Source organism: Allocoleopsis franciscana PCC 7113 (assembly GCF_000317515.1).
GTDB classification, from domain to species: domain Bacteria; phylum Cyanobacteriota; class Cyanobacteriia; order Cyanobacteriales; family Coleofasciculaceae; genus Allocoleopsis; species Allocoleopsis franciscana.
Genome location: NC_019738.1, coordinates 4,599,299 through 4,621,163 on the forward strand (window position 1 = coordinate 4,599,299; position 21,865 = coordinate 4,621,163).

Below are 21,865 nucleotides of genomic sequence, written 5' to 3' on the forward strand. Positions count from 1 at the left end.
TTCATCATGATTAACAAAAAGTTATCTCATCTCCCCAAAACCCTAGCGATGGGTTTGACTGTTGTTGGAGTGTATAGCCATCTGCCACTACCCACCCAGGCGACAACTGCACCAACCCCATCGACTTTATCGGTTGTTTCAACAGCCTCGTCTGCGGCGAAAACCCAACCCTCCTTCCTCCGGTTCCAACTTGCTCAGACACCCGGACAACTCGCCAGTCGCAGCGCAGGGGCACCATTTAAGACCACACCCTTGCTCAAAGACAGAGGCGCACCCGCACCCGGTAAACGAGTGGGTGGAGCCAGCCGGGGTAGTTGTCCAAGAGCCAGCAAGAATCTCACCGCTTTGGTGCCTGTGATTCCAACTCTTCCTACTGACTCTGTGTTGGGCTTAACCTTTGCTGAGCATCCCACCTTGTGGTTTTATGTTCCCTATTCCTTAACAGCCACACGCCCTGTTGAGTTCATCCTGTTAGATGACAAAGGTACGGAACTTTACAGAACCTTGCTATCGGAGTCGGGCACCGCGCCTGGAGTCATGGGCTTCAAGATTCCAGAAACAGTGGCACCCCTGGCGGTTAACAAGCGCTATAAGTGGTACCTGACCGTTTTTTGCGATGCGAATGAGCGTAGTGATTTTAGGTCTGTGGATGGCTGGGTACAACGGGTTGCCCTCGACCCCAAACTCCAACAGACGTTAGAGCACGCAAACCCCCAACAGAAGGCTGTTCTTTATACCCAAGCCGGTGTCTGGCACGAGGCTGTAACCACTCTTGCCCAAATGCATCGCCAGAATCCCAACAATGCTATCCTGCAACAGCAGTGGCAAGAATTAATGCAATTGATTGATTTAGGTGCAATTGCTCCGGAACCCATTACCTCAATGCTTACTCCTAAGAAATCAGCCCCAGATTAATCTCACTCTTGTTATCGAACGAAGCTGTTACAAGCTCATTATTTTGAGCTTTCACCCAGGGCGGTTGGGTGCCTCTTGTCCCGGCAGCCCTGGTTTTAGTGTCTACTAGTGAAAGTCTCTTAACTTAGAACTTAGACCACTGACCAGCCCGACGCCTACCTTCTACACTTTACTAGTTGATTATGATTAACAAAACATCATCCGAACGACAGAAAAGCTCAACGCTTAGCTGGGCTACCTCTTGGGCATTTGCTCTGATCGTTGCTGGGGCGTATGCGAGTATTCCTCGACAAAGCCTTGCCACTCCTGTACAAACCCAATCGACCCCGGTCGTCTCGACAGTAACGCCGACTCCGGTTGAGGCAACTCCACCCTCTTGTGTGAAACTACAACTGGCTCAGCTTGAAAAACAACAGGTTCAGCGAAGTACACCCCAGGGTGATTCTCGCCCTGGTGGAGATGTTCTTGCTCAGAATCCACCTCAAAACCCTCCAAAAGACCGAGGCGCACCTGCACCAGGGCAACGGACAGGTGGGGCGACGCGTGGAAGGTGTCCATCTGCCAGCAAGCCTCTTACGGCTTTGGTGCCGATTATTTCAGCCTCTTCGGATAAGAGTCAACACCCAGTTCTCGCCAGCACTCCCACCGGGTCAGTTTTGGGTTTAACCGTCGTCTCCCATCCAACGTTTTGGTTTTATGTTCCTTATTCCATCACGTCTGAACGTCCCGTTGAGTTTATCCTCAAGGATGATCGGGACAACATCATTTATCAAACGTTGTTATCCGAGTCGGCAACTGCGCCCGGTGTAGTCGGTTTCAAGCTTCCTAATACAGTGAAACCCCTGGAGGTCAACAAACGGTATAACTGGTTCCTCACTATCGCTTGTACTCCACCATCATCGATCTCTAGCGATCAACAAGAGCCGGTCAAGATCTTTGTTTCAGGCTGGGTAGAACGGGTGACTCTTGATCCCTCACTCCAACGGGAGTTAGACAAAGCGACACCCCAACAGCAGGCTCTTCTTTATGCCAAAGGCGGCATTTGGTACGAGGCTGTAACCAATCTGGCTGAGCTACGTCGTCAAAAACCAAACGATGTCACCCTAAAGGCAGAATGGGCTAAATTGTTGCGATCGATTAACTTAGAGGCGATCGCATCTGAACCGATTACCTCCATGCTGACTCCGAAAAAATAAGCCCTGGGTGATGGGTCAAAATCAACCTTTAACAACGAAAATTACATTTTCGGTCAGCTATGAGCCATGCCTCTATCAATCCAAAGAACATGTGCGCTGCAATGCCTGCTGTAACAACGATTGATAGTTCTGTTCACTAATGGTTTGGGCACCGAAACGAGCGAGGTGGGGGTTGTTCATCTGAGCATCAAATAGGATAAACCCTCGCGATCGCAACTGTTCCACTAACTTCACTAGCGCGACCTTGGAGCCTTCAGGAATCCGATAAAACATAGATTCACCAATGAAGGCTCCACCAATCACAATTCCTAAAATTCCTCCTGCCAACTCATCATCTTGCCAAGTTTCAAAGCTATAAGCCCAACCCGCTTTATAAAGTGACCAATAAATCTCCTTCAGCTGGGTAGAAATCCAGGTGGATTCTCGATTTGCACAACCCGCAATCACACCTTTAAAGTCACGGTTAATTGCTATGCTAAACCGCTCCTGATTAAGGACGCGACGCAATGACGTTGGATAGCGAAATCGGTCATCCAGGGGAATGATCGCCCGGTGGCGACTGGTGTACCAGCCTAAATCGCCAGTTTCATCTGCCATCAAGAAGTAGCCTTGGGCATATCCCTGAATTAGGGAAGGAATATCAAATGCCATGAATAGAGTTCATTCGTCAGAAGCGATCATATATATTATTTAACTGGGTATTTGATATTATCAGGAAATTAAGAAAACGATCAGAATCTAGCCAGTATAAATGAATTGTAAAACTCTTTCCTATCTTTCTTTGTGTTCTCCGTATCTCTGTGGTTTATTCTTTTTCACGAATCATTTAGAACCTCTATATACGACCTAATCAACCTTTTTTGAGTGCCTTTCTCACCAACTCAGGAATCTGAGAAGGACGCTCTGCCACAGGGATATTCGCTTGCTTAAAAGCTGCCACTTTGTGCTGGGCCGTGCTGGCATTGGTAATTGGCCCTGATAGCTGAGCCGCAATAATGGCACTAGCATCACTAATTTGTTTGTCCAAGGGTGTATAACTTCCAGCCACATAAGCAATCACAGGTTTATCAATAGCCTGGGCAATGTACTCAGCGGTTGCGTCATCGCTCAAACCACCGGTTTGATCCACTAAAACAATAACTTTCGTACTTTTATCCATGGCTAAAATCTGTAGCCATTGACAAAAAGAAGACCCAACAATAGCCGCACTACCCAGATTAACCGCCATGGATTGTCCGAGTTTGGCATGGGTTAACCCTAGCGCCACTTCATAAGCCAGGGCACCAGCACGCGCAATCAAGCCAACGGGTCCGGGCGTATAAAATTCGCTCTCCTGAGCACCTAGCAAGACTTTTCCCGGCACAATAATACCCGAACTACTTGGCCCCACAATCACAGTCCCTGTGGCCTCAGCTTTCCGCAGGAGGCGAACCATATCCAGGGGGGGAACACCCTCTGTCACCAAAATAATCAGCGGAATCTCTGCATCCATCGCTTCGAGTGCAGCATCCAGAACTCGGTAGGATTCCACAAAAATAATGCTCGCCTCAATGGGTCCTGTCTGAGGCAGCACCTGTTCGACCAAGTCAAAGACAGGAATACCATGAAGTTCTTGCCCTCCCTGACCGGCACTCACCCCAGCCACGACATTGGTACCATAGGCTTTCATGCGAGCGGTGTAGTAGGAACCTAAAGGCTGGGTAATGCCTTGAACCAAGACTTTGCTGTTTGGCGTCAAGTTAATCGTCGCTTGATGTGCAAGTGGTGTAGATGCTGGATTGAGCGTCTCAACAACCCCAGCGGCTACCTTGGTACCATTAGATTTCATGGGGAGGGCGTAGTCGGAACTCAGTGATGGTGTACTGTCCTGTTCCAGGGCTTGGCTTTCTGAGGTCAAGTTCATAGGTACTTTCTGGTTCAAGAGGTGTAGCTGCTGGATTGAGCTTAACAAAAGCAGCCAACTCTTCCCAGAGGAGGGTAAGTTTAACAAAACAGAGAAAGAGAATCAACCGACTCAAGACCATCAGGATACTAACCTTATACAGATTAATCTTAAGTCGGTGATCATTTGTGAGAAAAACGTAATCAGAGCTTAATGATAGGGATCTCCCCGTCTTCTTCCTCTCCCTAGGTTGTGAATCTTGATCTTGCTTGGGTTAAGACTGCCTCACCTTGGAGTTGGCCAGGGAAATCGCTTGGGCTACTGCCTCATCCAAGTTATCCCTCCAATGTACCGGTATCGCTGCCAGACGTTCTTTAGCCGAGTCAATTTGCCCTCCCACAATCCGGATGACAAAGTGAGGGAGCGGACTGAGAGATACAGGTTGCTTAGAGAGCGTATGAGTCCCATTATTTTGAGTACGATGAGTCCGAGCCGTCATTCCCCTCGGTCTATCTGCCTGCTCTACTGCCTTGAGCGCAGACACTTCCCCCACTTTAGGAAGCAAATAATTCGCAATGACCTGAGCCACTTGTTCACTGGCGTTCGCACTGCTCAAAATGTTGACTAAGATAACTTTAATCCCTTTGGCTTCTGTAATTTGCTTGAGCGCACTTTGCAGTTGTTGTACGGGAGAGGACTCGGCTGGCACGTCCCAACGGGTAGACCCGTCCAAAATCAGACAACTAGCGGGTTTCCCATGTTCTTGGTAGACCAAATCTAAGGTCGCAGCAGCCAGACAAGCATCGTTACACAAAATCCCAATATTGCCTTCTGTGTCCGTCCAGTTGAGGTTAGGCACTCGCTGAGAGGAGCTATTCGGAATAATGGATGCCAAGCTGGCTAACTCGGTATGACGCCCCAAAGCATTGTCATTTGCCGCAATTTTGCCATCCAATGCCATCACCTCACCCGTGGAACTAATGCCTAGGGGATTAATTTCCACTAAGTCCAGGTCTTTTTGGAGAAATAGCTGGTACATTTTTTGGATAACCCCACTAACCGACTCAATGAGCTGTCCTTGGAGTCCCATTTTCAGGGCGAGACGCCGCGCATAAAAGGAGGAGAATTCTTGCTCCACCACTACCTTTTGCATGTGTTGAATCACGGCTTCTACGTTAATGCCTCCTTGGGAAGACCCTAAGAGGACAGGACGCCCAAGGGTATAGTCGAGGATGACGGCGAGAAACAATTCCCGCTCAGCATCATAGCGGGATTCGGCGAGCAGGACTTGGGGATAGCGACCGAGAATCGGAAGGTTGAAAATAGCTCTTGCTGCCGCGATCGCATCAATGGTATTTTCCACAAAGCGGATACCACCGGCTCTACCCCTTCCTCCTGTAGGCACCTGAGACTTGAGGACGACCGGATAAGGAATTTCTAAGCGCTTGAGGTCGGTAGGATGGTCGATGCGTTGAGACGGCAAAACAGGGATGCCAATCTCGCGAAATAATTCTTTCGCTTGGTACTCTAATAAGTCCATAAATGGGTATTGATTAAAGGTCAACTGAAAGCTGAAGTATGAAGTATGAAGAATTAAGTATAAAGTAGGAAAATTTCCCACCTCGGAGAGTTAGGCTCCAGTCAGGGCAAGGCATATACCGATAAATTTCCACTTCATCCTTCATCCTTTATTCTTCAGACTTCTTTACTCAAACGCTCTTAACCTTTATTAAGTTATCAATTTCCCACCTTGCAGTTGGTTTTCTACCTTACCCTTTGAGCCAAACTTTTCCACTCTTTCTCCACTTGGTCGATTTTGTAGAAGCGTTTCCAGAACAGGTCTACCAGTGGAGTTGGTAGGAGTTTCCTCATCAAAAACAGCATCATCTTTCCTCCAGTCGCCGCCACGTAGCGGGGACGGGGGTGGCGCGAGGTGAGTGCCCGAATAATCACATCTGCCACCCGTTCTGAACTCCAAGCCAGAAGTGCCGTTTGCTGTTCAATGTCTTTGATGCCCTCAATCGCTGCTCGATAAAGCTTTCGTCCTGCCTCCGGTATATTCAGATCGACTTTACCACCAGCCACACTAAAAAAGTCTGTGGTTACGGGGCCGGGTTCAATCACACTGACTTTAATGTTAAATGCCCCTAATTCCATCCGCATCACATCACTCAAGGCTTCTAGGGCAAATTTAGAAGGGCTATACATCCCCCCCGCCGGAAATGCCACCCGACCGCCGAGGGATGAGACATTGATAATTCGTCCACCCCCCTGCTCTCGCAGGGTGGGGATTAACGCCTGACTCAAGATTAACGGCGCATGAAAATTGACGGCAAATTGCCGTTGGGCATCTTCCGGTGAAATTAATTCCATCGGCCCCATCTGTCCGTAGCCGGCATTATTCACCAGGACATCTACTCGACCAAAGTGGTCAATCGCTTTTTGAGGAAGGGCTTTGACCTGTTCGAGTTGAGCGAGGTCAGTTGCCACAACCAGGACTTGTGCACCCACTTTTTCACAATCAGTCGCGACAGCTTGTAATTTCTCCTGATTACGGGCGGCAAGGACTAAGCGAATACCCAAAAATTGCTGGGCTAACCGTCGGGCGAGAGCTGCACCAATCCCGGTGGAAGCACCAGTAATTAAAATAACTTGTTCGGCTAGGGGGGGAGACTGAGTCATAATAGGTTTTTAGTTTTTACGGCATTGCGAATGGGTACCGATTCGCTATATGTAGGGAGGCATCACTATGGCTTAAAGCAGTAGCCCCTTTTTGTTTATGATTTCAGCGAAAACTCGTCTTTTGCCTCTATCTGTCAGAAGAACATAGCAAAATTAAACATTTAAACCTAAGTTCTATTGGGTTGTTCAAGGGACTGACTGAATGATCTGAATATCCAAAAGTCCTACCAACCCATAACAAAACGGGTGGGTTTATTCGCCGCCGCCCCGTCGTCATACCAAGTTGCGTTCAATCATAGTAGTTTGGGAGAGGCGGGGAACTAGGGGGAGAGAAAGTTACCTTTTTGGATGCAACTCGCTATCAAGAGTCGCTGTGGGCTGGAAACTCACCCCAAAAAAGCAACTACCTTAAGAATGGTGTAGCCACATGAAAACAGCGACGCGACCTAATAATTTAGAAACTCTGGAGCATCTTTTACACGAAGGTTTCCAGTCTGACCTTTCACCGTTTGTCCCGGTTCAGGTTCAGTGTCGGCTTAAGGATGAGATGCTAGTGGTTCTGGCTCAACATCCAGCAGCGACGGTACCCGATGCACAACAAGTATTTAGCTCGATAGAGCAAACCATACAGGAGTATCAGTGGTCAGATAGCCACTCGGTCAAAATTTACTTGCGAGTAGAAGGCATTAAGTCGCCTTACGCGTTTTATTCGTTCAAAATAGAGCGTCGTGTCTCTGCCACCCCAACCGCTACACCCGTGGAAGAGGCACTCGATGCGCCCGACTCATCCGAATCTCTCCCTGAAGAGCATGAAGAGGCAATTGATAGTAACGAGGTAGAGACGGAAACGAGCCAAAGCTCAGAGGCTGCAACATCCGAATCAACGTCTCCTCACCCCTGGGACCAACCGATTCAGGAAGAAAATTCCCTGCTAGAGGAACCGCTTGAGGAAATTGTTGAACCAGGGAAAAGCAAGTCTAAAAAAACCCTGCTGCCGATTGTCGTCGCTGGGACTGGCTTAAGTTTGTTCATTTTCTTAACCAGCTTGTTTCTGTTGACTCGTCCCTGCGTGGTAGGGCAGTGTCAAGCCATTGCAGACGCTCAGGAGTTGAACCAGACGAGCCTAAAAAGGTTGCAAAAGCCTCTATCGGGAAAAGAGGTTTTAGAGGCTCAAGAGCAATTAATGGAAGCGATTCGGATATTACAATCCATTCCATTTTGGTCGGGTTCTTACGGGAAAGCCCAAGAGCAGCTTAAGGTGTATCAAGTTCAGGCTGAACGTGTTGAGCAGATGGTAACAGCACTACAGACAGCAGCTAGGGCGGGTCACAAAAGTGAAAATCCGCCTCATCCAACGGCGCGGTGGGTCGAAATTCAGGGTTTGTGGCGAGAGGCGATCGCACGGCTGGAAGAGTTACCGACGAATAGTAATCTTCAACCCTTGGCTCAGCAAAAAATTAAGGAATATAAGCAGAATTTGGCGGCGGCGAATCAGCGATTAGTGAAAGAGCGAAACTCTCAGCAACGTCTTCAAGAGGCAAAAGATGCGGCGTTGATTGCCGAAGCGCGTCAAGGAGTAGCTCAGTCGTTGGAAAATTGGCAACTGGTTTATTCCACCTGGCAGATAGCCATGAAGCGCCTCAAGCAGATTCCTCAAGGAACAACGGCTTATGAACAGGCACAGCAATTGTCGTCTTTGTATTTGCCGAAAATGTCCAGTGTGCAGGACAAGAAAACTCAAGAGCAATTTGCCGTTAACGCTTATAACCAAGGACTTCAATTAGCGCAACTCGCCAAAAATGCTCAGTTTGATAATCAGTGGTCAGTTGCAGTGGTGAACTGGCGCAATGCGATAACTAACATGAATCAAGTTCCCAAAGACTCGTTTTACTACAGCAAGGCACAATCCCGCGTACAGTCTTACTCCAACGCTCTCAAGCAAGCCAAAGTTAAGTTGCAGTTAGCCATGAAGATGCAACAAACTCGCAGTGATTTAAAACAGACGTGCATGGGGAAAGTTCAAGTCTGCAACTTCGGGATTATCAACAATATCATCAAAGTTAGGCTAACACCTGCCTACACCAAGTTAGTGAAGCAAACTGCAAACTCTGCCCAAGTTAGAGGTGACTCTAATGCTCAATCCAGTATTGTCAATCACATCTTAACCTTAGGAGAAGCGTTGGAAGCGATTAGTGATAATGCTCGTATGCGTTTGGAAGTTTATGATGGGGATGGAACCTTAATCCAAACTCACGTCCCCGGCAGTTGATCCACTTCTCTATAAAGACCAGAGAGATGCTGAGAAAAGTACAAGGGAACAAGCAAAGGGTATTTTTCATAGCACTCTTCACGTCTTTTTTTCAATTACCAATTACCCATTACCCATTACCAACATCTAACCGAATATGACTCAACTGAGCAAGGTAAAAGTCTTACCAGGATTCAACTTCTGGATAGTTGGAATAGCTGTCGGTTTAATTGCACTCCACTTGACTTTAACCCTAAAGGCAAACAATTTGGATTTACTCAGTACCAGTCTTGTCTTTTGGGCGGCTGTCTCATCTCTAGTCTGGGATAAAAAAAATCAACTCCGTACAGAAAGTGGCATTTTCTCTACCTTTTTAGGCGCATCACTGCTAACTTCAGTACTTCTCAAGAGTGCCTCAGTACCGGGAAATGATATTTTTCTTCGCTTCTCGCCCTTTATTTCCGCCTTAAGTTTGGCTTTATTGGTATCGGGTGCCAAAGGATTAAAACAGTATTGGCAAGAACTGCTGCTCCTTGGTTTTATTAGCATTCCACAAGGTTTGGTACATCGATTCTTAGATCTCAGTCTGTTAACCGCTAAATTCTCTGCTTCTCTGCTTAGTGGTTTGGGATTTTCAGTTGCTCGCCAAGGTATTTTTATCACCCTGCCAACCGCAAAAGTAGAGGTAGCTTCGGGCTGTAGTGGAGTGAATGGTATGCTTCAGTTACTGGGACTTTCTTTGCTTTTCTTATTTATGTTTCCCCAAACCAATCGGAAACAGAAAATTTTTCTGCCATTTCTGGCTGTGTTTATTGCTTTTATTGTTAATGGCATTCGGGTTGCCATCTTAACTCTACTTGTCGCAAACTCAAATTCAGAAGCCTTTGATTATTGGCACTTAGGAACTGGCTCTCAAATCTTTCCTCTGATTGGGGTATTCATTTTTGGCTTGTTTTGTTGGTTTTTCATCCTAAGAAAGCCAGCCAAAACTCAACTAAAGTCTGAAGGATAAAACACGACATTGTTCTGAAAAATTATATCAGCCGTGTCAATTTTGATGAGTTCATGGAAAACGATTAGAATTTGGCTGCTGGGGGTTCTTTTTATTGGGGTTTTGTGCGTTCTGGTTAAGTCAATTGTTTTTCCGCCTAGCCAGCAATCAAGCGTAACTCCTTTTGTTTTTCCTAGTACAATTCCCTTACCTCAGTGGCAGTTGGTAGATAGTGTACCGTTGAAAATCACGGATGATTCGACTTTTTTAGCGAGTCGGCGTTATCGATATCAACAAAATCCCCTCACCCTGACTATTGATATGCATTATATTATTCAATCATCAGGGGATGTTCAAGATTTTTTAAAAAAGCATATTTTCTCGGAAAAATCGGGCGCATCAATTCTCATTAAGGAAAAATCAGGTGTGGGTTTTCATGCTCTTTTCACTAAGGAAGGAACAGCTTACCTCACTTCTTGTATTAATCCGCGTGGTGGTAGTACTGTAACGTTTGATCAATTTAGAGAAAACCGGAATGTTTATGATGTCAAGCCGGGTCGTATAATGCTTTGGTTACTTGGTTTTCAAGAATTGCGAGACTTCCGCTGTATGTGGAATATGCTGTCTGTGCCTGTGGAGAGAAATCAACGGGAGGAAGCTTATTCTCTTTTGGAATCTGTATGGTTTTCTTGGTATGCATGGTGGCAGCCACGGTTCCCGAAACCTTAGAGGGGGATACTTGAAATTGTAGGAAGACTAGAAAAATAGCCTATTTGCGAACGCGGCGTTTAGTTTCTTCGTGCCAATAAGCTGTTAAAAGCTGGAATTCTGGCAGTTGATTCTGACAAACTACACAAAGACCTCTGAGAGTATCGGTAAACCGAAAGTAAGGAGTCTGCCTCAAAATTCGGTCAGTCAGTGTATAAATTACTGCTCCTTTGTTGTAGTGCTTGCACCCATACATCAGAGCAACTTGAATCATGGCGTTACTAATTGCTCATTGCTGCTGGCGGCGTTGGACGTGATTGCTGTCTTTGTGTTTAGGTGCAATTTTAAGATTGCCGATTTTGTCCTTGTTGGCGTAGTGTCGAACTGGCGCACTGGTTACACAAGCAAAGGGTCAACTTTGTGTTTCGCCAAAAGAAAGACACAACCTTTCGGCAAAATCGACAAAAATTTAAGCTGCTGTCTCAGAAAGAGATTATCATAATTTATCAATAAAATCTGTTTATCTATAGGTTGCGCCGCTTACAAATAATTGGTAATAAAATAAAAAATTTTTTACAACAAAAAAAAATAGCCTGTTTAAAGATATAATCTGAACCTAATTATCAAGTCCTGCCAGTCCTAAAATTTTTTAAAATGCCTAAGGTTGTCTCAATTCACTCATACCGGGGTGGCACCGGCAAATCAAACTTCACAGCTAACCTGGCAACAACAATTGCCATGCAAGGGAATCGAGTAGGTATCGTTGACACCGATGTTCCTTCCCCTGGAATTCACAATCTTTTCAGCTTAGAGCCAGAAAATACAAACAAGACGCTCAATCATTATCTGTGGGGCGAAATTCCGATAGAAGAAGCTGCCTATGATGTTAGTGCGAATGTCGAACTTAAAGGGGATGGCAAGATTTTTCTAGTTCCTTCTAGCTTCAAAGCCGATGATATTGCCCGAATTCTCAAGGAGGGATACGATGTAAGCTTATTGCATGATGGGTTTCGCAAGTTGGTGAAGGGTCTGCAACTCGACTATCTGTTCATTGATACGCACCCAGGTTTATCGAAAGAAACCTTTCTTTCTATTGCCATCTCTCATATCTTAATTTTGATTTTGCGTCCTGATAAACAGGATTATCAAGGGACAGCCGTGACGGTGGATGTGGCTAAGCAGCTCAAGGTTCGCAAAATGCTACTAGCGATCAACAAGGTATTAAGCAAACTCAATTTTGATGCCTTGCAGCAAAAGGTGGAAGAAACTTACAACCTCCCGGTAGCCGGGATTTTCCCCTTGTCAGAAGATGTGGTGCAGCTAGCAAGCGAAGGCGTTTTCTGCATTAAGAACCCCGACCATGTTGTGAGCAAAGAATTTAGAAAGGTAGCACAGCAGATTATGGCCTAATACTATTTGGGTTTAGACCGGGTACATTTAACATTTTGAACCCCTTCACTGGCAAGGCTGGAAAAATCCAGAATTCAAAATCCAAAAGGGTATAAACCCTAGCTACTGGCACCGAAAATTACCGTTCATTTCCACGTACTTACCTAGATGCTTTGTAATATGGCAGAAAAACACGATTTTCAGTCCCTAGCTAGTTCCATTCAGGCGGTTGCTTCTCCATTTCGTTCCTATCTAAACGATCTTCATGAAAAATATCAATCCCTGAATGAAGGTACTGTTGCTGACTATATTCCTGAACTCGCTTTAGCTGACCCTAATTGGTTCGGGATTTGTGCTGTAACCGTAGAGGGTCAGGTGTTTGAGGTGGGTAATTGCAAACAATTATTCACCATTCAGTCTATTTCCAAGGCGTTTGTTTATGGCTTGGCGCTGGAAGATCATGGTCGAGAGTATGTCAATAGCAAGGTCAGTGTCGAGCCAACGGGAGAAGCGTTCAACTCCATTGTTCTCGATGAGAAGACCAATCGTCCTTATAACCCCATGGTGAATGCAGGAGCGATCGCCACTGCTGATTTAATTAAAGGTAATGGTGGAACCGAACGGCTTAAACGCCTCCTAGATATGTTTCAGCGTTATACCGGACGAGAGCATGATATTAATGTGCCAGTCTTCTTGTCGGAGAAAGCCACGGGTCATCGAAATCGCGCGATCGCCTACTTAATGCGGAATTTTGGCATGATTAGTGAGCAAATTGATGAAACCCTTGACCTTTACTTTCAGCAATGTTCGATGATGGTTAATGGTCGTGATCTAGCGATGATGGCTGCAACCCTAGCCAATGGTGGCATGAACCCAATCACCCAAGAACGTGCGATTGATGAGCGCTATGTCCAGGATGTGATTAGTGTGATGCTCACCTGTGGGATGTACGACTACTCTGGAGAGTGGACTTATCGAGTGGGGATGCCTGCCAAAAGCGGAGTTGGCGGTGGTATTACAGCCGTTGTTCCGGGGAAACTAGGAATTGGCACATTCTCACCACCGTTAGATGTAAAGGGAAATAGCGTCAGAGGCATCAAAGTTTGCGAAAACCTCTCTAGAGATTTTGGCTTACACCTGTTTAATGCTGCCAAACCCGAACGAGATTTGGAGGCTTGGATTGAAGGTAGCGATTCGATTGATAGTTGGTAGTCCCTACAGCATGGCTTAATTGCATTTTTATCTCAGTCATTGATTCAGAACCAAAAAGAAGTAGTATTGTGTCTAGCCAGCTTTTAAACCCCTCATCGCCTCTAACCTCTAGCCAAAAAAACTTAAACTGGTTAACGTCTAAACTTCCAAAGAAGTTTCGTCTCCGAGCCGTTCTGGTTGTTCCTTTTATCATTCCCATCTTTGTATCGACTGGATTAGTAGGGTGGCTCTCCTTCCGTAATGGACAAAGAGCGATCGATGACCTCGCGACTCAGTTGAATAGCGAAATTAGTAATCGCATCCAGCAGCACGTTTTGAGCTATCTCAATAAATCTCATCAAGTTTTACAAATAACGAATGCTGGCATCCAAAGTGACAACTTAAAACTGAATAATTTTGCCGCTTTACAGCGCTATTTTTGGCGAATTGTGCAAAACGGTGAGACGGAGACGTATCTGTCCTTTGGTAATGAGCAAGGGGAGTTTGTGGGGGTCGAGCATTTAGAAAATGGTAGATTTCAGCTCAAGATTCGGACTCAAGAGATTGCACCGAAACGTGACGTTTACTTTCTTGACGATCAAGGCAATCGCGCAATACTGGCGAACCGTGCTGAGTACGATCCTCGCCAGCGTCCTTGGTATCAGGCGGCTAAGCAAACTGGTAAACCGACATGGAGTCCAATTTATCCTTTTTTCTCTCGTAAGAATACCTCTTTGGGCATTTCGTCAGTGATGCCTATCTTTGAGTCAACAGACAAATTATTGGGAGTTTTATGTATTAATGTAACCTTAACGCGAATTACAGAATTTCTCGAAAACTTACGGATTAGTCCTCATGGACAGAGCTTTGTGCTCGAGCGATCGGGAGACTTAGTAGTTAGCTCGAAAATTCAACAACCCTTCCTCGTTAAAGGAGAGGGAGATAACCGTGAGATCGAGCGAATTAAAGCGATAAGTAGCAATAATTCAACGGTACGGGCAACCACCCAACATTTAGTAGAACGTTTTGGCAATCTCAGTGCCATTAATAGCAGCCAAAATTTTAAATTTAAAATGGAGGGGGCATGGCAATATGTCCAGGTACTTCCCTGCCAGGATGAGCGGGGTATTGATTGGCTGATTGTTGTTGTCGTTCCTGAATCTGATTTCATGGGACAAATCAATGCTAATACCCGTACAACAATTTTATTATGTTTAGTTACACTCGTTGTAGCTACAACAATCGGTATTCTCACAGCTCGCTGGATTAGTCAACAGATTCTTAAGTTAAACAATGCTTCTCAAGAAATTGCCAGGGGTGACCTGAATCAAAACATTGAAGTCAACGGCATTATTGAGATAGAAAATCTTTCAGCTTCATTTAACAGTATGGCTCATCAACTGCAAGAGTCATTTGATAGCCTAGAAGCAAAAAATGCCGACTTAGAGCAGGCGAAAGAAGCCTTAGCCCAGGCAAAAGAACAACTAGAGGCTGTTTTAAATGCCGTACCCGGATCGATTTCTTGGGTGGATTCTAATGGACTCTACCTTGGCGTTAATCGGCATCTCGCTGAAAGCTTGAACCTAACCCCAGATAGCATTGTTGGGAAAGAAATTGGCTTTTTCAAAAATAGCTCACAGTATGCTGAGTTTATGCATCAGTTTCTTGCCAGCGCTGAATCCTCTAGCTCTCAAGAAATTCTGGTAAACGTTAATGGCTCTGTCCGATATTATCTGATGGCCGTGCAGAAATATCAGCAGGGTACAGCTACGGTATCTGTAGGAATTGATGTTACCAAGCGTAGACAGGCACAGGAAGCTTTAAGGATTGCTGAAGAAAATTATCGCAGTATCTTTGAAAATGCCCTGGAAGGGATTTTTCAGTCCACATCTGATGGACACTACATTAGTATCAATCCAGCGATGGCACGCCTTCATGGATACGATTCTCCGGATGACATGATGGTCAGTGTGACAGAGATTGGTCGTCAACTTTATGTTGACCCTAGCTGTCGCAGTGAGTTCAAGCGCTTGATGCAAGAAAAGGGAGAAGTCAACAGCTTTGTATATCAGGTTTATCGGAAAGATAGCAGTATTATTTGGGTGGAGGAGAATACAAGAGCTGTCCGTGATACCTATGGAAATGTGCTGTACTACGAAGGCATCATTCAAGACATCTCCAAACGCAAGCAGGAAGAAGATGCACTCAAACGTCAACTCCAAGAATTACGCATTGAGATTGACCAGCAAAAGCGGAAACAGGATGTTGCGGAGATTACTCAATCTGACTACTTCCAGGAGTTGCAGGCTGCTGTAGAACGATTACGATTTGACGAGGATTGGTAATCCGTTTTCAGTTACATGTACCACACACTAAGAACACGATATTAAACATCGAGTTGGTACAGTGATATCGGCTCTTCAATCCCCTCAAATTCTCGCTGTCCCAGATTAATCGGTTGCAGGGGTAAAAAATTTTTAACCGCTTCATAAACCGATTGAGAAATACAAATTCCTCCGGAGGGAGCTTCAGCTTGTAATAGCTCCGCAATCTTGATTCCTGTTCCAATAATATCGCTGCAACTGAAAATCACTTCACCCAAATGAATCCCAATGCGATGAGTGAGTAAAGGTTCTATAGGAGGTTCCGCCGTCTGCCGTAAAGCCAGTTGAATCTCTTGAGCACAATTTACCGCATTCAGCACATTCGGAAAGTAGATTAATAACCTAGCACCGAACGATTTGAGTAGCTGACCTTCAAACTGTTGAGCCAGTTGGCTAATCAATTGGAAGTCTTGGTAAAGCTGAGCCTGTGTTCGTTCTGGGTTCATGTTGAGATTCGCCTGAAAATTTACAGCATCCGTGAAAACAATCGTAGCGAGGCGACTGTCTTGGATTAAATTTAGCTGCAATCGACTTAGGCGATCGCTAAAATACTGACGATACAAAGTGCAACTCGGCACTACCCGCTGATTATGCCCCCGCACCAGCCCCATACTTTGTAATTTAAACGCCTGTACTGGTTCTAATTCCACAGCGTTTTGGGACTTGACAACCTGCATCAACGCACTCACGAGTTCTGGATACTGCTTAAGATTCCATAATTGCCGTCTCAAATAATCGCTGTACAGTCCATCTTCTGCGATGGCTGTTTCTAAGAGTTCCTCAAGCGTAATCTCTTCATTACTAATATGATGAAGTGCCAACTGGACTAAATAAGGATTCCCACCAATCAACGCCATTAATTGTTCGACTTGCTGATTCGTCCAATTCAATTCATATCGGATTGCTAAATCTTTAACTTGCTCAGCCGTAAACTCTGGCAACTCCATCGACAACCCAACATTAAAAGGGGATTGATTGATGTTGAGCGGAATATAAACTTCTGTGGAATGAACCACTAATAACCGCAATTTTTGCCAAACATCACTACTTTCATCTCCATACTTAGCTTTTTCATACCAAGCTCGCAGCAAGCCAAAAAAGTCGGTGGCAATTTCTGGGTAGTTAAATACCGCATCCACTTCATCTAATGCCAAGACGATAGGACTATCGATTGCGGCTAACAAGTAATTTTCAAAATAATCTGTGCAGTTATAATTGCTGCCAAAGATATCATCCCAATACTTGGATAGCTGATTGGGAACACCTAAACTCCGGCTTACAATGGCACAAAACCACTGGAGAAAACGAGTTAAATTGGAGAACACGGTTGCATCCGCCAATTGAAAACTTAACGTCACGGTTTTATAACCTTGCGTTCGCGCCGAAGAGAGAATCCTCGCCATCAGCGAAGTTTTCCCCATCTGCTTGGGCGCTTTGATCCGAATCAACGCTCCCGGCTGCAAAATTGTCTCGTAACCCAGTCGCTCAATGGGAGGACGTTCTACATAAAAGGGAGAATTGAGAGGGACTTGACCTTTGAGGGTAACTCCCTGCTGATTCTCAAAATTTTCGCGCTCCTGCTTCGTGTAGTCACTGGGGTTGAGTGTCAGCTCAAAGGCGCTGAAAAACGATTCCAAGCTGTGTCGATCAACTGCAATTTCGCGGCGTTGGATTCGGGTGAGCGTATTAATACTCAAGCTTGTGCGATCGCGCAACTCTTCCAGAGTATAGAGGTTGCCTGCATTTTGTTGAATTTCTGACTGCCGCTTCGCGGTTTGCAGCCGATTCAAACCTTGAGCCGTTAAGATCACACCTCGTTTACGCTTGGCTGGTCGATTTTCTATAGACACTAAATTTTAAATCCTCCCAAGGAAATAATTTCTTGGGCTGTCTTCTGGTCAATCCGCACAGCTAGGGTATCAGGCTGGGATTTTGCCTGTGAAATTTTCTTATCCTCAGATTAACAGCTCGGCTGGCTCATCTATCCTACTAAAGCCGATGAGTTTTTCCGGAGTGAGCTTGAATCGTTCAGTTTCTGAGGTCAGGAGCGACTTAATTTTAGCAATGTTAGGGATTGGACATCTATCGTTCATTAGGTTTTTTCAAGCGTTGCGCGTTGGCGTAAGCACTACACCAACGCGCTTTCAGGAGAAATTAGTAAATATAGTCCTGTAACGCCTTCACCTCCAAGGGTTGGGACTGCAATGAGCGAATAGCCGCCGCCGTCGCCTTCGCCCCCGCAATCGTGGTGACAATAGGAACTTTGTAAGCCAAGGAACTACGGCGAATTAACCGCCCATCCACTCGTGCCTCTTCTCCAGAGGGTGTGTTGATAATGAGCTGAATCTGCTTATTTTTAATCCAATCCAGCACATGAGGACGACCTTCATGGAGTTTGAGTACCAACTCAACATCGATCCCATGATCTTTGAGTGCAAGTCTTGTCCCTTCCGTGGCGACAACATGAAAGCCCAAGGCGATGAAGTCTTTCACCACTGGGACAACACTGGGCTTATCGCGATCGCTGGTTGAGACAAACACGGTACCGGAAAGGGGCAAGTGCTGATTAGCGCCTAATTCAGCCTTGGCAAATGCCTTACCAAAGTCTACGTCAATCCCCATCACCTCACCCGTGGAGCGCATTTCTGGCCCCAAAATCACGTCCGTACCCGCAAATTTCTCAAAGGGTAACACGGCTTCCTTAACGGCAACGTGCTTGATCGTGGGTTCTTGAGTCAATTCTAGGGATTCTAGAGTTTCACCGGACATAATGCGAGAAGCCAGTCCTGCCAGGGGCACCCCGGTTGCCTTCGAGACATAAGGAATGGTACGCGATGCTCTGGGGTTGGCTTCCAGGATGTAAACTTGCGGTTCATAGCCTTGGAGTCCAACCACCGCAAACTGGATATTCATCAACCCAATCACTTTGAGTTCCTTCGCCAACTCTACCGTCCAAGTGCGAATTTTGTCCAAGACGGTTGGGGGGAGGGAGACGGAAGGGAGGGAACAAGCCGAGTCACCGGAGTGAATCCCCGCCTGTTCAATATGCTCCATAATGCCACCAATCACCACACGACCCGTATGGTCTGCGATCGCATCCACATCCACTTCAACGGCGTTTTCCAGGAACTTGTCAATCAGAATTGGATGTTCTGGCTCAACTTGTACGGCAAACGTCATGTACCGTTCCAACTCCATGTCGGAATAGACAATTTCCATCGCCCGTCCTCCCAATACATAAGAAGGACGCACCACCACTGGATAACTAATGCGCTTAGCTACATCCAAGGCTTCTGAGTAACTCCGGGCTGCACCATTGGGGGGCTGTTTGATGTCTAGCTTACGCAGGATTTTCTCAAACTTTTCTCGGTCTTCTGCAATATCAATCGAGTCCGGCGAAGTGCCCCAAATCTTGGTTAGCAGTGACTCTTGGATATCAGGACGGCGCAAAAATTCTTGCAAGGGTACCGCTAGTTTCAGGGGGGTTTGACCGCCAAACTGAATGATGATGCCTTCGGGTTGTTCGGTTTCGATGATGTTGAGAACGTCTTCTTTGGTTAGGGGTTCAAAGTAAAGGCGATCGCTCGTGTCATAATCGGTCGAAACCGTCTCTGGGTTGGAGTTGACCATAATCGTCTCAAACCCCTGTTTACTGAGAGCATAGGAGGCATGACAGCAACAATAGTCGAACTCGATCCCCTGTCCAATCCGGTTCGGGCCACCCCCCAAAATCATCACTTTGCGCCGATCAGAGGGTAACACCTCCGTTTCTTCCTCGTAGGTGGAGTAATAGTAGGGGGTGAAGGCTTCAAACTCCGCCGCACAGGTATCCACGACTTTGTAAACGGGTACAATACCCAAACTCTTGCGGTAAGCGCGAACCTCGTCTTCCGTAGTTTTAGTGGCGAAGGCAATTTGGCGATCGCTAAATCCTTGGCGCTTTACGTCCCATAATTGCTCTTTTGTCAACTGCTTTAAGGGAGTCCGCTTCAGGAATTTTTCAGTATCGAGCAACTGTTCAAACTTATCCAAAAACCAGGGGTCGATGTTGGTCAGTTCGTAAACTTCTTCCACCGTCATCCCCATCTGCATGGCGTGACGTACCGTAAAGATTCGCTCTGGATTGGGAGTTCTTAAGCCTGCGCGAATTTGCTCCAGAGAAGGTAGCTTCTCCGCCTGATCGCAACCCCAACCCGCGCGACCGGTTTCCAGCGACCTCAGCGCTTTCTGGAACGACTCTTGGAACGTGCGCCCAATCGCCATGGCTTCCCCAACCGATTTCATCTGGGTGGTGAGGACGGGTTCGGCACCGGGGAACTTCTCAAAGGCAAATCGGGGGACTTTCGTCACCACATAGTCAATCGTGGGTTCAAAGGAAGCGGGTGTTTTCTTGGTGATGTCGTTGGGGATTTCATCCAAGGTGTAGCCGACGGCTAGTTTGGCAGCCATTTTAGCGATGGGGAAGCCTGTTGCCTTAGAGGCTAAAGCCGAACTGCGAGAAACGCGAGGGTTCATTTCAATCACAATCAAGTCGCCGGTCACGGGATTAATGGCAAATTGAATGTTAGAGCCACCGGTTTCTACACCAATCTCGCGGATGATTTTAATTGAGGCATCTCGCAGCCGTTGATATTCTTTATCCGTCAGTGTTTGGGCAGGAGCAACGGTGATAGAGTCGCCTGTGTGAATTCCCATCGGGTCGATGTTTTCAATCGAGCAGATAATCACGACGTTATCAGCTAAGTCGCGCATCACCTCTAGCTCATACTCTTTCCAGCCCAAGAGCGACTTTTCTACTAAGATTTGCGACATGGGGGAGGCATCTATGCCCACCTGTGCCATCTCTTCATATTCTTCCTGGTTGTAGGCGATACCGCCTCCTGTGCCACCGAGGGTAAAGGCGGGGCGAATAATTAGGGGATAGGAGCCAATTTGTCGGGCAATGTTTTTTGCCTCATCCATGTTGTTCACAATTCCTGAAGGACAGACGGCGACTCCAATTCGCTCCATCGCTTCTTTGAACAACTGGCGGTCTTCCGCCATCTCAATGGCTGGGAGTTTGGCTCCAATCAACTCGACGCCATACTTCTCTAGCACCCCATTCTTGGCGAGGGCAACGGCAAGATTAAGGGCGGTTTGTCCCCCCATCGTGGGCAATAGGGCATCGGGACGCTCTTTTTCGATGACCTTTTCCACAATTTCTGGCGTCAATGGCTCAATATAGGTACGGTCAGCGGTTTCTGGGTCGGTCATGATACTGGCGGGATTGGAGTTGACCAGTACTACTTCATAGCCTTCTTCCCGGAGTGCCTTACAAGCCTGAGTACCGGAATAGTCAAACTCACAGGCTTGTCCAATTACGATGGGGCCAGAACCCAAGAGCAGAATTTTGTGGAGGTCGTCGCGGCGAGGCATATTTTGTTCGTCCGTCGTAGATGACAGTTCAGACCAAATTATTCTAAATTAAATGTCCTCACCGCAATTATTTGCAGTGATTTTATCTAAGTTTGATGACTTAGTGGATACAGTCTTAAGGGTCTCAGTATAGATGGGCGATCGCTTCTTGCGGCGGATTGGGACGGGGAACGCCCCCTCCCCTCATTGGCATAAACCGTCGTCGCATCTCAATATTTGTAACTATTCTTCACTTTCCGACGGTCGATCCAGCTACAGAAAATCACCCACGTATAGCCGGATAAATTCTGCTGCTGCTTCAGGATTAATACTTTTGAGTGCCGTTGCAATCTCGGCAACGGTTTCGGCAGTAGGGTCTGTGAGTTCGTGATACCAACGGTAAACCACTGAACGTCGAACTCCTAGCGCTACTGCCAGTTTGTTCTGGCTGATGTCGTAATTCTCCAATACTTGCTTAAGGGCTTTGCCTGCTCTTCCCATGCCTCTAATCGTGTCAGAGGCTCATGACCAAGTAAATGACTACATTTATATATACATCAGGTACAATCTAAATGACTATATTTATGTAGTCATTGCACCGACATTAAACAATCAGGTGAACTCGAATGCAAGAAGAATTTCTGCCTAATGACAACGAATTGACTTTTGCTGAGGTTTCCACTCCGGCTTCTACTAATCCAGGTTCTGGGCAAGAATATGTCAAAGTGATGGTCGTTGGTTCCCGTAAAGGGATAGACATGATCATCAAAAAGCTGTGTAGTCTTGGGTTTGCACAGGTGAGTGAGTGGAGTCCTGCGGTACCTTATGAAGATTCAGGAGAGATGATGAGACTGGTGAGGAAAAAGGTTTCTCTGAGGTGATGGG

17 protein-coding genes are annotated in these 21,865 nt (G+C 46.3%); 9 read left to right on the forward strand and 8 right to left on the reverse strand.

Annotated features, from left to right (window positions below; all coding sequences use genetic code 11):
* Positions 1 to 6: 6 nt before the first annotated feature.
* Positions 7 to 915: a DUF928 domain-containing protein gene (locus tag MIC7113_RS19050; protein ID WP_015183804.1), complete on the forward strand. Its 909-nt coding sequence runs from the start codon at positions 7 to 9 to the stop codon at positions 913 to 915.
* 182 nt (positions 916 to 1,097) lie between these two features.
* A complete protein-coding gene (locus MIC7113_RS19055) occupies positions 1,098 to 2,111 on the forward strand; it encodes a DUF928 domain-containing protein (protein WP_015183805.1) in 1,014 nt (337 codons plus the stop codon).
* A 75-nt stretch (positions 2,112 to 2,186) separates the two neighbouring features.
* Here MIC7113_RS19055 and aat read toward each other — a convergent pair whose 3' ends face one another.
* From aat to MIC7113_RS19080, 4 genes are all read right to left on the reverse strand, one after another.
* Positions 2,187 to 2,762, reverse strand: coding sequence for a leucyl/phenylalanyl-tRNA--protein transferase (gene aat / locus MIC7113_RS19060; protein ID WP_015183806.1), 576 nt, complete (start codon positions 2,760 to 2,762; stop codon positions 2,187 to 2,189).
* Between the two features lie 199 nt (positions 2,763 to 2,961).
* A complete protein-coding gene (locus MIC7113_RS19065) occupies positions 2,962 to 3,855 on the reverse strand; it encodes a succinate--CoA ligase subunit alpha (protein WP_041781015.1) in 894 nt (297 codons plus the stop codon).
* A gap of 412 nt (positions 3,856 to 4,267) precedes the next feature.
* Complete coding sequence (locus MIC7113_RS19075) at positions 4,268 to 5,533, reverse strand: ATP-grasp domain-containing protein (protein ID WP_015183808.1); 1,266 nt, start codon at positions 5,531 to 5,533, stop codon at positions 4,268 to 4,270.
* Between the two features lie 224 nt (positions 5,534 to 5,757).
* On the reverse strand, positions 5,758 to 6,675 hold the full coding sequence (locus MIC7113_RS19080) for an SDR family NAD(P)-dependent oxidoreductase (protein ID WP_015183809.1): 918 nt from the start codon (positions 6,673 to 6,675) through the stop codon (positions 5,758 to 5,760).
* Positions 6,676 to 7,102: 427 nt separating this feature from the next.
* Between MIC7113_RS19080 and MIC7113_RS19085 the strand changes: the two genes are divergently transcribed.
* The 3 genes from MIC7113_RS19085 to MIC7113_RS19095 all read left to right on the forward strand — a co-directional run bounded on the left by MIC7113_RS19085 (position 7,103) and on the right by MIC7113_RS19095 (position 10,643).
* Entirely contained in the window at positions 7,103 to 8,944 is a 1,842-nt protein-coding gene (locus MIC7113_RS19085) for a hypothetical protein (protein WP_015183810.1), read from the forward strand.
* 136 nt (positions 8,945 to 9,080) lie between these two features.
* On the forward strand, positions 9,081 to 9,935 hold the full coding sequence (gene crtA / locus MIC7113_RS19090; protein ID WP_015183811.1) for a cyanoexosortase A: 855 nt from the start codon (positions 9,081 to 9,083) through the stop codon (positions 9,933 to 9,935).
* Between the two features lie 45 nt (positions 9,936 to 9,980).
* Positions 9,981 to 10,643: a cyanoexosortase A system-associated protein gene (locus MIC7113_RS19095; RefSeq protein WP_015183812.1), complete on the forward strand. Its 663-nt coding sequence runs from the start codon at positions 9,981 to 9,983 to the stop codon at positions 10,641 to 10,643.
* A 40-nt stretch (positions 10,644 to 10,683) separates the two neighbouring features.
* On the opposite strand, the gene MIC7113_RS19100 is transcribed toward MIC7113_RS19095, so the two are convergent.
* On the reverse strand, positions 10,684 to 10,896 hold the full coding sequence (locus MIC7113_RS19100) for a hypothetical protein (RefSeq protein WP_216596331.1): 213 nt from the start codon (positions 10,894 to 10,896) through the stop codon (positions 10,684 to 10,686).
* A gap of 380 nt (positions 10,897 to 11,276) precedes the next feature.
* On the opposite strand from MIC7113_RS19100, the gene MIC7113_RS19105 reads away from it, so the two are divergent.
* From MIC7113_RS19105 to MIC7113_RS19115, 3 genes are all read left to right on the forward strand, one after another.
* Positions 11,277 to 12,032: a MinD/ParA family ATP-binding protein gene (locus MIC7113_RS19105; RefSeq protein WP_015183813.1), complete on the forward strand. Its 756-nt coding sequence runs from the start codon at positions 11,277 to 11,279 to the stop codon at positions 12,030 to 12,032.
* Positions 12,033 to 12,191: 159 nt separating this feature from the next.
* Positions 12,192 to 13,223: a glutaminase A gene (glsA, locus tag MIC7113_RS19110; protein WP_015183814.1), complete on the forward strand. Its 1,032-nt coding sequence runs from the start codon at positions 12,192 to 12,194 to the stop codon at positions 13,221 to 13,223.
* A gap of 68 nt (positions 13,224 to 13,291) precedes the next feature.
* Entirely contained in the window at positions 13,292 to 15,547 is a 2,256-nt protein-coding gene (locus MIC7113_RS19115; RefSeq protein WP_015183815.1) for a PAS domain S-box protein, read from the forward strand.
* 41 nt (positions 15,548 to 15,588) lie between these two features.
* Here MIC7113_RS19115 and MIC7113_RS19120 read toward each other — a convergent pair whose 3' ends face one another.
* The 3 genes from MIC7113_RS19120 to MIC7113_RS19130 all read right to left on the reverse strand — a co-directional run bounded on the left by MIC7113_RS19120 (position 15,589) and on the right by MIC7113_RS19130 (position 21,481).
* On the reverse strand, positions 15,589 to 17,436 hold the full coding sequence (locus MIC7113_RS19120) for an AAA-like domain-containing protein (RefSeq protein ID WP_015183816.1): 1,848 nt from the start codon (positions 17,434 to 17,436) through the stop codon (positions 15,589 to 15,591).
* Positions 17,437 to 17,740: 304 nt separating this feature from the next.
* Complete coding sequence (gene carB, locus MIC7113_RS19125) at positions 17,741 to 21,001, reverse strand: carbamoyl-phosphate synthase large subunit (protein WP_015183817.1); 3,261 nt, start codon at positions 20,999 to 21,001, stop codon at positions 17,741 to 17,743.
* 252 nt (positions 21,002 to 21,253) lie between these two features.
* Positions 21,254 to 21,481, reverse strand: a complete 228-nt coding sequence (locus MIC7113_RS19130; RefSeq protein WP_015183818.1) for a helix-turn-helix domain-containing protein — start codon at positions 21,479 to 21,481, stop codon at positions 21,254 to 21,256.
* Between the two features lie 125 nt (positions 21,482 to 21,606).
* On the opposite strand from MIC7113_RS19130, the gene MIC7113_RS19135 reads away from it, so the two are divergent.
* Positions 21,607 to 21,861, forward strand: coding sequence for a hypothetical protein (locus MIC7113_RS19135; protein WP_015183819.1), 255 nt, complete (start codon positions 21,607 to 21,609; stop codon positions 21,859 to 21,861).
* Positions 21,862 to 21,865: the final 4 nt, after the last annotated feature.

What these genes read in the sequence shown, in the direction of transcription:
- MIC7113_RS19050 (WP_015183804.1), top strand. Translation starts at nt 7, where the DNA reads ATGATTAACAAAAAGTTATCTCATCTCCCCAAAACCCTAGCGATGGGT.
- MIC7113_RS19055 (WP_015183805.1), top strand. Translation starts at nt 1,098, where the DNA reads ATGATTAACAAAACATCATCCGAACGACAGAAAAGCTCAACGCTTAGC.
- aat (WP_015183806.1), bottom strand. Translation starts at nt 2,762, where the DNA reads ATGGCATTTGATATTCCTTCCCTAATTCAGGGATATGCCCAAGGCTAC.
- MIC7113_RS19075 (WP_015183808.1), bottom strand. Translation starts at nt 5,533, where the DNA reads ATGGACTTATTAGAGTACCAAGCGAAAGAATTATTTCGCGAGATTGGC.
- MIC7113_RS19080 (WP_015183809.1), bottom strand. Translation starts at nt 6,675, where the DNA reads ATGACTCAGTCTCCCCCCCTAGCCGAACAAGTTATTTTAATTACTGGT.
- MIC7113_RS19085 (WP_015183810.1), top strand. Translation starts at nt 7,103, where the DNA reads ATGAAAACAGCGACGCGACCTAATAATTTAGAAACTCTGGAGCATCTT.
- crtA (WP_015183811.1), top strand. Translation starts at nt 9,081, where the DNA reads ATGACTCAACTGAGCAAGGTAAAAGTCTTACCAGGATTCAACTTCTGG.
- MIC7113_RS19095 (WP_015183812.1), top strand. Translation starts at nt 9,981, where the DNA reads ATGAGTTCATGGAAAACGATTAGAATTTGGCTGCTGGGGGTTCTTTTT.
- MIC7113_RS19100 (WP_216596331.1), bottom strand. Translation starts at nt 10,896, where the DNA reads ATGATTCAAGTTGCTCTGATGTATGGGTGCAAGCACTACAACAAAGGA.
- MIC7113_RS19105 (WP_015183813.1), top strand. Translation starts at nt 11,277, where the DNA reads ATGCCTAAGGTTGTCTCAATTCACTCATACCGGGGTGGCACCGGCAAA.
- glsA (WP_015183814.1), top strand. Translation starts at nt 12,192, where the DNA reads ATGGCAGAAAAACACGATTTTCAGTCCCTAGCTAGTTCCATTCAGGCG.
- carB (WP_015183817.1), bottom strand. Translation starts at nt 21,001, where the DNA reads ATGCCTCGCCGCGACGACCTCCACAAAATTCTGCTCTTGGGTTCTGGC.
- MIC7113_RS19130 (WP_015183818.1), bottom strand. Translation starts at nt 21,481, where the DNA reads ATGGGAAGAGCAGGCAAAGCCCTTAAGCAAGTATTGGAGAATTACGAC.
- MIC7113_RS19135 (WP_015183819.1), top strand. Translation starts at nt 21,607, where the DNA reads ATGCAAGAAGAATTTCTGCCTAATGACAACGAATTGACTTTTGCTGAG.